Origin of the sequence: Promicromonospora kroppenstedtii DSM 19349 (assembly GCF_000515355.1) — a bacterium.
Taxonomy (GTDB): Bacteria; Actinomycetota; Actinomycetes; order Actinomycetales; family Cellulomonadaceae; genus Promicromonospora; species Promicromonospora kroppenstedtii.
Genome location: NZ_KI911693.1, coordinates 54383 through 62313 on the forward strand (window position 1 = coordinate 54383; position 7931 = coordinate 62313).

General features: G+C 73.5%; 8 protein-coding genes. 2 read left to right on the forward strand and 6 right to left on the reverse strand.

All coding sequences use genetic code 11. The annotated features are described in order from the left end of the window. From PROKR_RS17085 to PROKR_RS17105, 5 genes are all read right to left on the reverse strand, one after another. On the reverse strand, positions 1-446 hold a 446-nt coding region (locus tag PROKR_RS17085), incomplete at its 3' end, for an acyltransferase (RefSeq protein WP_036964969.1). Between the two features lie 16 nt (positions 447-462). Next, positions 463-756: an acyl carrier protein gene (locus tag PROKR_RS17090; protein WP_084800498.1), complete on the reverse strand. Its 294-nt coding sequence runs from the start codon at positions 754-756 to the stop codon at positions 463-465. A gap of 52 nt (positions 757-808) precedes the next feature. Then, positions 809-2077, reverse strand: a complete 1269-nt coding sequence (locus PROKR_RS17095) for a pyridoxal-dependent decarboxylase, exosortase A system-associated (RefSeq protein WP_051433079.1) — start codon at positions 2075-2077, stop codon at positions 809-811. After that, positions 2074-3675: an acyl-CoA ligase (AMP-forming), exosortase A system-associated gene (locus PROKR_RS17100; protein ID WP_051433080.1), complete on the reverse strand. Its 1602-nt coding sequence runs from the start codon at positions 3673-3675 to the stop codon at positions 2074-2076. The genes PROKR_RS17095 and PROKR_RS17100 overlap by 4 nt, the downstream gene beginning before the upstream one ends. A gap of 254 nt (positions 3676-3929) precedes the next feature. After that, the gene (locus PROKR_RS17105) at positions 3930-4796 is read right to left on the reverse strand and encodes a GNAT family N-acetyltransferase (RefSeq protein WP_036964973.1); all 867 of its coding nucleotides are present in this window, start codon (positions 4794-4796) and stop codon (positions 3930-3932) included. A 176-nt stretch (positions 4797-4972) separates the two neighbouring features. Between PROKR_RS17105 and PROKR_RS17110 the strand changes: the two genes are divergently transcribed. Both PROKR_RS17110 and PROKR_RS17115 read left to right on the forward strand, forming a co-directional pair. Next, positions 4973-6238, forward strand: a complete 1266-nt coding sequence (locus tag PROKR_RS17110; RefSeq protein WP_051433081.1) for a glycosyltransferase — start codon at positions 4973-4975, stop codon at positions 6236-6238. After that, complete coding sequence (locus PROKR_RS17115; RefSeq protein ID WP_245605862.1) at positions 6235-7251, forward strand: hypothetical protein; 1017 nt, start codon at positions 6235-6237, stop codon at positions 7249-7251. Before PROKR_RS17110 ends, PROKR_RS17115 begins: the two co-directional genes overlap by 4 nt. A 171-nt stretch (positions 7252-7422) precedes the next feature. Here PROKR_RS17115 and PROKR_RS17120 read toward each other — a convergent pair. Next, a partial coding sequence (locus tag PROKR_RS17120) for a hypothetical protein (RefSeq protein WP_211240166.1) occupies positions 7423-7931 on the reverse strand: 509 nt, incomplete at its 5' end.

Consider the following 7931-nt stretch of genomic DNA (forward strand, 5'->3'; position numbering starts at 1 on the left):
GCCGTCACGACGGCGCCCGCCGCGACGGTCGCCCACCGGCCGATCGTCACCGGGGCCACGCACACCGCCCGGGCGCCGATCGCGGCGCCGGTGCGGATCGTGACGCCGACGGCCTGCCAGTCGTCGCCGGTCTTGACCGTCCCGTCCGGGGTCACGGCCCGCGGGTACAGGTCGTTGGTCAGCACGGCGGCCGGACCGACGAACACGCCGTCCTCCAGCACCGCCGGCTCGTAGACGAGAGCGTAGTTCTGCAGCTTGCAGCCGTCGCCCAGGCGCACCCCGGGCCCGACATAGGCGCCCCGCCCCACGATGCACCCGGACCCCACGACGGCGTCCTCGCGCACCTGGGCCAGGTGCCAGATGGTGGTGCCCGCGCCGATCGTGGCGCGGTCGTCGACGTCGGCCGAGTCCTGGACCCGGGCCGCCCCCTGCTCGTCGATGGTCATGGCATGCCCCGTCCCGTCACCGCGCCCGCGCGCTGACGAACGCGTGCAGGCTGCCCGCGGTCTCCAGCAGGCCGCCGGCCAGCTCGTCGTCCTCGACGGTGATCGCGAACCGGTCCTCCAGTGCGGTCACCAGCTCCAGCACCGCCAGCGAGTCGAGCTCGGGCACGTCGCCGAACAGCGGGGTACCGGCGTCGAACGTGCGCACGCGGTCCTCGATGCCGAGCACCTTGCCGAGCACCTCGAGCACGTCGGCGAGCGTCACGTCGCCCGTCGCGCTGCCCGCGGGGCTGTCTGTCACGTCGCTGCTCATCAGATCTCCTGTCGAAGGTTCACACTGTGTCGTCGTGGTGCGAGGCCGTGCCTCACACCAGCACCTCGGCGGGCGCCGGGTGGCCCAGGAACCCGGTGGGGCTGGCGGTCAGGCCGTAGGCCCCCGCCTGGAGCACCACCACGAGGTCGTCGGGGTCGGCCCGCGGTAGCGGGACGTCGTCGGCCAGCAGGTCGAGCGGGGTGCACAGGCAGCCGACGACGGTCGCCTGCTCCAGCTCTGAGGCCGCCATCCGGTTGCCCACGAGCACCGGGTAGTTGCGCCGGATCACCTGCCCGAGGTTCCCCGACGCGGCGAGCTGGTGGTGCATGCCGCCGTCGACGACGAGGTAGGTGCGGCCGCGGGAGACCTTGCGGTCCACCACGCGGGTCACGTAGGTGCCGGCCTCTCCGACGAGGTACCGGCCCAGCTCGATGTGCACGTCGGCCTCGGGCAGCGCCGGGGCGATCTGCTCCGCGACCACGGCCGCGAGGCTCTCGCCCACGCGGGCCAGGTCGACCGGCCGGTCCTTGGGGAAGTAGGGGATGCCCAGGCCGCCGCCCAGGTTCACGTACCGCACGGGGCCGGGCGCGTGCTCGGCGAGTGCCACGACGAGGTCGGCCGTGGCGCGCTGCGCGCCGGCGATCAGCTCCGCGTCGAGGTTCTGCGAGCCGGCGAACACGTGGAACCCGGTCACGTCCGCGCCCGTGGTGCCGAGGTAGGCCAGCAGGTCGGGCACCTGCTCGGCGTCGACGCCGAACTGCTGCGGGCCGCCGGACATGCGCATCCCCGAGCCGCGCACGGCGAAGTCGGGGTTCACGCGGATCGCCACGCGCGGCACGATGCCGAGCTCCTCGCCGGCCGCGACCACGCGGTGTGCCTCCGTGGACGACTCCAGCTCGACCAGCACGCCCGCCGCGACTGCCGAGCGGATCTCCTGCGGTGTCTTGCCCGGTCCCGCGAAGCTGATCCGCTCCGGGGTGGTCCCGGTGTCCAGGGCCGTGTGCATCTCGTGCGCCGAGGCGACGTCGAGCGCGTCGACCAGCCCGGACAGGTGCTGCACGACGGCGGGCATCGGGTTGGCCTTGACCGCGTACCCGAGGCGCACCGCGTCGCCGAGCGCGGCCCTGACCTCGGCCACGCGGTCGGTGATGCGCTGCCGGTCGTAGGCGAAGAAGGGCGTGGATCCCACCCGGGCGGCCAGGCGTGTCAGGGGCACCCCGCCCACCAGCACCTCGTCCCCGGCGACGGGCAGCGCCGCCACTGCCGGGTGCGGGGCGGGTGCGGTCGGGGTCGTCGTCGCCTCGGCGACCTGCGCGGTCATTCGGCCACCTCCGCGACGAGGCCCGCGCGGATGGCCGGACGGTCCAGCTTGCCGTTGGGGTTGCGGGGGAACGACTCGGCCGCGTGGACCTCGGCCGGGAGCATGAACGTGGGCAGCGACTGACGCATCTCCTTGAGCAGCCGCTCGGAGTCGACCGGTTCGGGGGCGAGCACGGCGAGCACGATGCGCTGGCCGAGCCGCTCGTCCGGCACCCCGATCGCGACCGCCTCGCGCACCAGCCCCGTGCTCAGGGCCGCCTCCTCCACCTCGGTGGGGCTCACGCGGTACCCGGAGGTCTTGATCATCTCGTCCTCGCGGCCCACGAAGTACAGGAAGCCCTCGGCGTCGCGTACCACGGTGTCGCCCGACCACACGGCGGGCTCCGGGACGGCGCGCCACGGCTCGTCGTACCCGGGCACGGGGCGGAACCGGGCCGCCGTCCGCTCCGGGTCGTTCCAGTAGCCGAGCGCGACCAGGCTGCCGCGGTGCACCAGCTCGCCCGGCTCGTCGGGCCCGCACGGCGTGCCGTCCGGGCGCAGCACCAGCACCTCCGCGTTCGGGATGGCGCGCCCGATCGAGCCGGGGCGCGCGTCGACCTGCGCGGGATCGAGGTAGGTGGAGCGGAACGCCTCGGTGAGGCCGTACATCAGGTACGGGGCGGCCGCGGGGAACAGCCCGCGCAGCTCGCCCAGGAGCGCGGCGGGCATGCGGCCGCCGGTGTTGGCGAAGTAGCGGAGGGCGAAGCGGGCGCCCGACGGCCACTCGACGCCGGCCAGCTGCGTCCACAGGGGCGGCACGCCCGTGATGCCGGTGACGCCGTACCGCTCGCAGGCGGCCGTGACGCCCCGCGGCAGCAGGTAGTCGTGCAGCACCACGTGGGCGCCGACGGCGAACGCGGTGGTGAGCTGGGACAGGCCGGCGTCGAAGCTCAGCGGCAGCACCGCGAGCAGCACGTCCTCGGCCGTGTTGTGCAGGTAGCCGGACACGCTCGTGGCGCCCACGACCAGGTTGCGGTGCGACAGGACCACGCCCTTGGGGGCGCCGGTGCTGCCGGAGGTGTACAGGATCGCAGCGATGTCGGTGTCGGGGCCCGGCGTACCCGCGGGCTCCACGTCGTCGTCGGCCGCCGGGGCCCAGCGGAGCACGGTCAGTCCCGGCAGCTCGGGCAGGTGGGGCAGGTCGTGCGGCAGGCCGCCGTCGGCCGGGTCCACCAGCAGCACGGTGGTCAGGCCGGTGTCGCCGAGGTGGTCGCGGACGGCGTTCAGCCGGCCGGGTGAGGTGACGAGCACGCGGGCGCCGGAGTCGCGCAGCACGTGCGCGACCTGCTTGCCCTTCAGGAGCGGGTTGACGGGGACGAAGACGCCGCCGGCCACGGAGGTGCCCCACAGGGCCGCGACCGTCTCGAACCGCTTCTCGAGGAAGACCGCCACCCGGTCGTGCCGGGCCACGCCGAGCCCGGCGAAGCGGGCGCCGGCTTGCCGTACGGCGCGCCACAGCTCGGCGTACGTCAGGGTCGCGTCGCGAGCCGACAGCGCGGGTGCGCCGGGCCTCAGGCGCGCCTGATGCTCCAGGTGCTGATGGATGGTGGTCACGAACATCACGGTAAAGCGCGCCCGATCATTTTCGGCAGGCCGAGCGAGGGTGAATAGGGCCGAAAAGCGGGTGAACCGGGGGAGAGGTGAAAAAGGCGGGGCCGCACCACACGTGCAGCGCTATGCCAAATCACTCCCACGAGGCGCAGGAGGTGAATTACCGCGCATGGACCGGATGTCATCCCCTGTTCAAGGAAAGCGCATAGTGAATTGCGCTTCTCCGCACCCTTTTCACCTAGCGGGATTCACCCGGCCGGTTTTCACCACGGCACCTGCGTCAGCTCGCTGTAGAGGTACGAGACCGACTCCGGCGGCCGGCCCGTGCGGCTCAGGTACATCGTGGGGCGCTGGGTGGGCAGGCGGACGGAGTGCCACGGCCGGGGTCCGCTCACGCGGTCCTGCAGCAGGGTGAACGGCAGCCCGTGCGTGAGCAGCACGTGCCGGTAGACCGCGGGCGCCGCGACGCGGAACAGGTCGCGGTCGCTCACGTGGAGCACCGAGGCGAACAGCCGCAGGCGCTTGCGCCGCACGGCGCGGAAGACCACCCAGCACGGCTCGCCGTGGACGACGGCCACGACGTGCCGCGCGGCCGGAGACTCCGCGTGGTCGCGGTATGCGGCCAGGTCAGCGCCGCGCAGCACGGACTCGATGTCGGGCCGCCCGGTCAGCAGCCGCACCCCGGGAGAGGGCAGCGGGAGGTTGGCCACCAGCGCTCCGGCCGTGTCCAGGTGCTGGAAACCGAGCCGTTCGTTCAGGGGGATGACGGTGCCGCTCGGGGAGAGGTCGATGAGCTCGCGGTCGCGCTGCGCGAGCATCGCGCGCAGCAGCCGCAGCGAGTGGTGGCGGAACTCGTCCAGCACGCACCACGCCGCGACGTTACACACGGCGTTCGGTCCGTCGGGGCCGTCCGCCTCCGAGTAGAGCGCCGCGTACACGCCCACGACCCGGCCCTCGGACTCGAGCAGGAACCCGTGGTCGGGGTGGCTGGTGCTCCAGGTGGGCCGCAGCGAACGGGCCCATACCGCAGGGCTCAGCCGGCTGTCCAGATGCGCATGCAGGAATTCGCCCACGCGCGGCAGATCGGCTGTCGTGACGGGAGCGAGCCCGGCCTCTTTCGAATGTGCCACGTCGGTGAGTATGACCCCGGGAAAAGGCGCCGGCCGGGGGTTCCCGGGGTGAAAGGGGCTCCTGGCGCTGATTTCATCCGGTAATTCATGAACAGTTGCCGCGGGCGCATTTCTCACCCCTGTGTTCACCCGGCCCGGGGGTGCCTCGGGCACGGCCAAGACGTCACTATCGGGGTGTGGTCGTCTTCGATGGGGCCGGGTCCGCCCGCAGGGCCCACGTGCTGCTGGTCGCACCCGCGTGCGACGGCAACGACGTGGGCGAGTCGTGGCTCGCCCACCAGTGGGCGCAGCGCCTGTCGCGGCGGTTCGAGGTGACCCTGCTGTCCACCTGGAAGAAAGGCCACGTACCGCCTTCCAGGCAGCTTCCCGGGGTGCGGGTCGTGGAGTGGCCCGAGCCGCCGCTGGTGCACCGCGCGGAACGGCTGAACAGCCTGCTCCAGCCGGCCTACGTGCCGTTCTACGGCCGGGCCCGCCGCTGGGTCCGCGCGCGCCTCGCGGAGGGCGAGCGGTTCGACGTCGCGCACCAGGCGACGCCCGTGGCCCTGCGCTACCCCTCGCCCGTCGTCGGACTGGGCATCCCGTTCCTGATCGGCCCGGTGGGCGGCAGCCTGGAGTCACCGCCCGCCTTCGCCGCCGAGGAGGCGGCCACGCCCTGGTACCAGCAGCTGCGCCGGCTCGACGGGGTGCGGCTGCGGCACGACCCGCTCCTGCGCTCCACCTACGAGCAGGCCGACTGCGTGGTGGGCATCGCCCCCTATGTGCGCGAGCTCCTTGGCGACCTGCGCCTGCGCCGGTTCGAGACGATCGGCGACGTGTCCGTCGACGCCGTCCGGCCCGCCGTCGACCGCACGGGGCGTACCGGTCCGGTCCGGCTGCTGCACGTCGGGCGCCTGGTGCGTACCAAGGGGGCCCGGGACGCGATCCGCGCCATGGCCGAGCTGCGCGACCTGCCCGTGGTGCTCGACGTCGTCGGCGACGGCAACGACCGCCAGGCATGCGACGACCTCGTGCGCGAGCTCGGGCTGACCGACCGGGTGACGGTGCACGGCGCGGTTCCGCGCGCCGAGGTGGACGGGTTCTACGAGCGCGCCGACGTCTTCGTGTTCCCCAGCTACCGGGAGCCGGGCGGCGCCGTCGTGCTGGAGGCGATGGCGCACGGACTGCCCCTCGTCGTCTGCGACCGGGGTGGCCCGGGCGCCAACGTGTCGGACGCGTGCGCCGTCCGGGTCCCTGCCCATTCTCCGGACCAGCTCGCCCGGGACGTGGCCACGGCGGTCCGTCGCCTGGTCACCGCCCCGGACCTGCGCCTCAAGATGGGGGAGGCGGCGCGCGAGCACGTGGCCGCCACCCACCTGTGGGAGCGCAAGGTCGACCGCATGGTGGAGCTGTACGAGCAGGTCGCCGCGACGCGGCTCACCTCGGGATCACAGGCGTCCGGATGAGCGAGAACGACCGTCGTGTGACGATGACCGGCATGGGTACCTTGTCGTGGCGGTCACCGCTCCGCCTGGCCGTCGGCGCGCTGCTCGCCGCCGCGCTGACCACGGTCGCCACCACCGCACCGGGCACCGACCCGGCCGGGTCCGGCGCCTCCGCGCCGGCGGAGACCCCGGTGTCCACCGAGGCGCCGTCGCCGCCGGCGAGCGTGGTCGAGGAGGGTGAGCCCCTGACCTTCCCGACGCCGGACACCGCGGGCCTGCCCGAGGGCTGGACCCCCAAGGAGACCCACACCGGCGACCTCTTCATCCGCGAGGCCGGGACCGTCGTCAGCGACCTGCGGATCACGGACGGCGTCATCTACGTCGAGGCCGAGAACGTGACGCTGCGCCGGGTCCAGGCCCTCGGGTCGCGGGTGGTCAACGACGCGACCCCGGGGGTGTGCGGGTCCGGGATGGTGGTCGAGCAGTCCGAGTTCGTCCGCAGCTCGGTGCAGACCCGCGACACCGACCAGCCCATCATCGGGAACGGCGGGTTCACCGTGCGCGACGTGGTGATCGACGATCTGCCCGAGGGCATCCGGGTCGGCGCCAAGGAGTGCGGCGACGTCGTCGTCGAGGACACGTACGTCCGGATCGTCCCGCCCGACGTCTGCGAGGACTGGCACGGCGACGGCATCCAGGGCTACGGCGGTGGCAGCGTGACCGTCCGGAACGTCCGGATCATCATGCAGGAGGCGCCCGACTGCTACGGGACCGCGCCGTTCTTCTACCCGAGCGGCCAGGGCAACACGTCGCTCACGGTCGACGGGCTGCTGGTCGAGGGCGGCGGCTACGCGTTCCGCGCGGGCACCCCGGGCAGCGTGCGCAACCTCCAGATCGTGCAGGACGCCTGGGGCTACGGCCCGGTCGACGTCCTGTGCGGCGCCCTCACCGAGTGGCAGGCGAACGCCGTGACGGTCGGCACGAGGGCCACGCAGCCGGGCGAACCGATCGAGTGCGCCGGCAGCGGGAACTGACGGTCGGCGCCTGACGGACGGCACGACACTCGACGGGCGTCGGTGTCCGCTCTGTCGCGGTCTGCCGCTTTCCCCTTGGGCGACATCCACTTCGAGGCCTAAGTTTCTTCGCTTTCCGCGGCCGGAGAGCGAAGAAACTTAGGCCTCAAAGGGGAGGGGGTGTCCCGCCCCTCAGGCGCGCGAGCTCGCGTCCCGCTCCCAGGTCGTGAAGTCGCCCGCCCGGACGGCGGAGCGGGCACGCAGCCGCCCGGCCAGCACCACCCCGACGAACACGGGGACCTTGGGCGCCAGCGCCGGCCGCTCCCGGACCACCCGCCAGAGGTCGCCCACGGACGTGCGGGCACCGTCCCCGCGCAGCCCGGCGCGGTCCGCCTGGACGTTGCCCGTGGTCACCCGTGCCCGACGGCGGACGAGGTCACGTGTCGTGCGCGCCGGGTGCACCACGACGGCGACGTCGGTCACCACGACGCGCTCGTCCGGGGCGAACGCCTCGGAGAGCGCCAGGTCGTCGGCCATCACCTCGGGCAGCGCGGCGACCCGGCGGGCGCCCTCCTGCGACACCGCCAGCACCCCGCGCCCGAAGAGGCCCGACCGCACCGCGGGCAGCGCCTCCCACACGTCCAGGTACCAGCGGGCGAGCGGTGCGACCCCTGTCCGGGGGACGGTGCGCGACGGCCCCG

Bases quoted from the DNA above. Each gene is read 5' to 3' on its own strand.
- PROKR_RS17095 (WP_051433079.1), bottom strand. From the start codon at position 2,077: ATGACCGCGCAGGTCGCCGAGGCGACGACGACCCCGACCGCACCCGCC.
- PROKR_RS17100 (WP_051433080.1), bottom strand. From the start codon at position 3,675: ATGTTCGTGACCACCATCCATCAGCACCTGGAGCATCAGGCGCGCCTG.
- PROKR_RS17090 (WP_084800498.1), bottom strand. From the start codon at position 756: ATGAGCAGCGACGTGACAGACAGCCCCGCGGGCAGCGCGACGGGCGAC.
- PROKR_RS17115 (WP_245605862.1), top strand. From the start codon at position 6,235: ATGAGCGAGAACGACCGTCGTGTGACGATGACCGGCATGGGTACCTTG.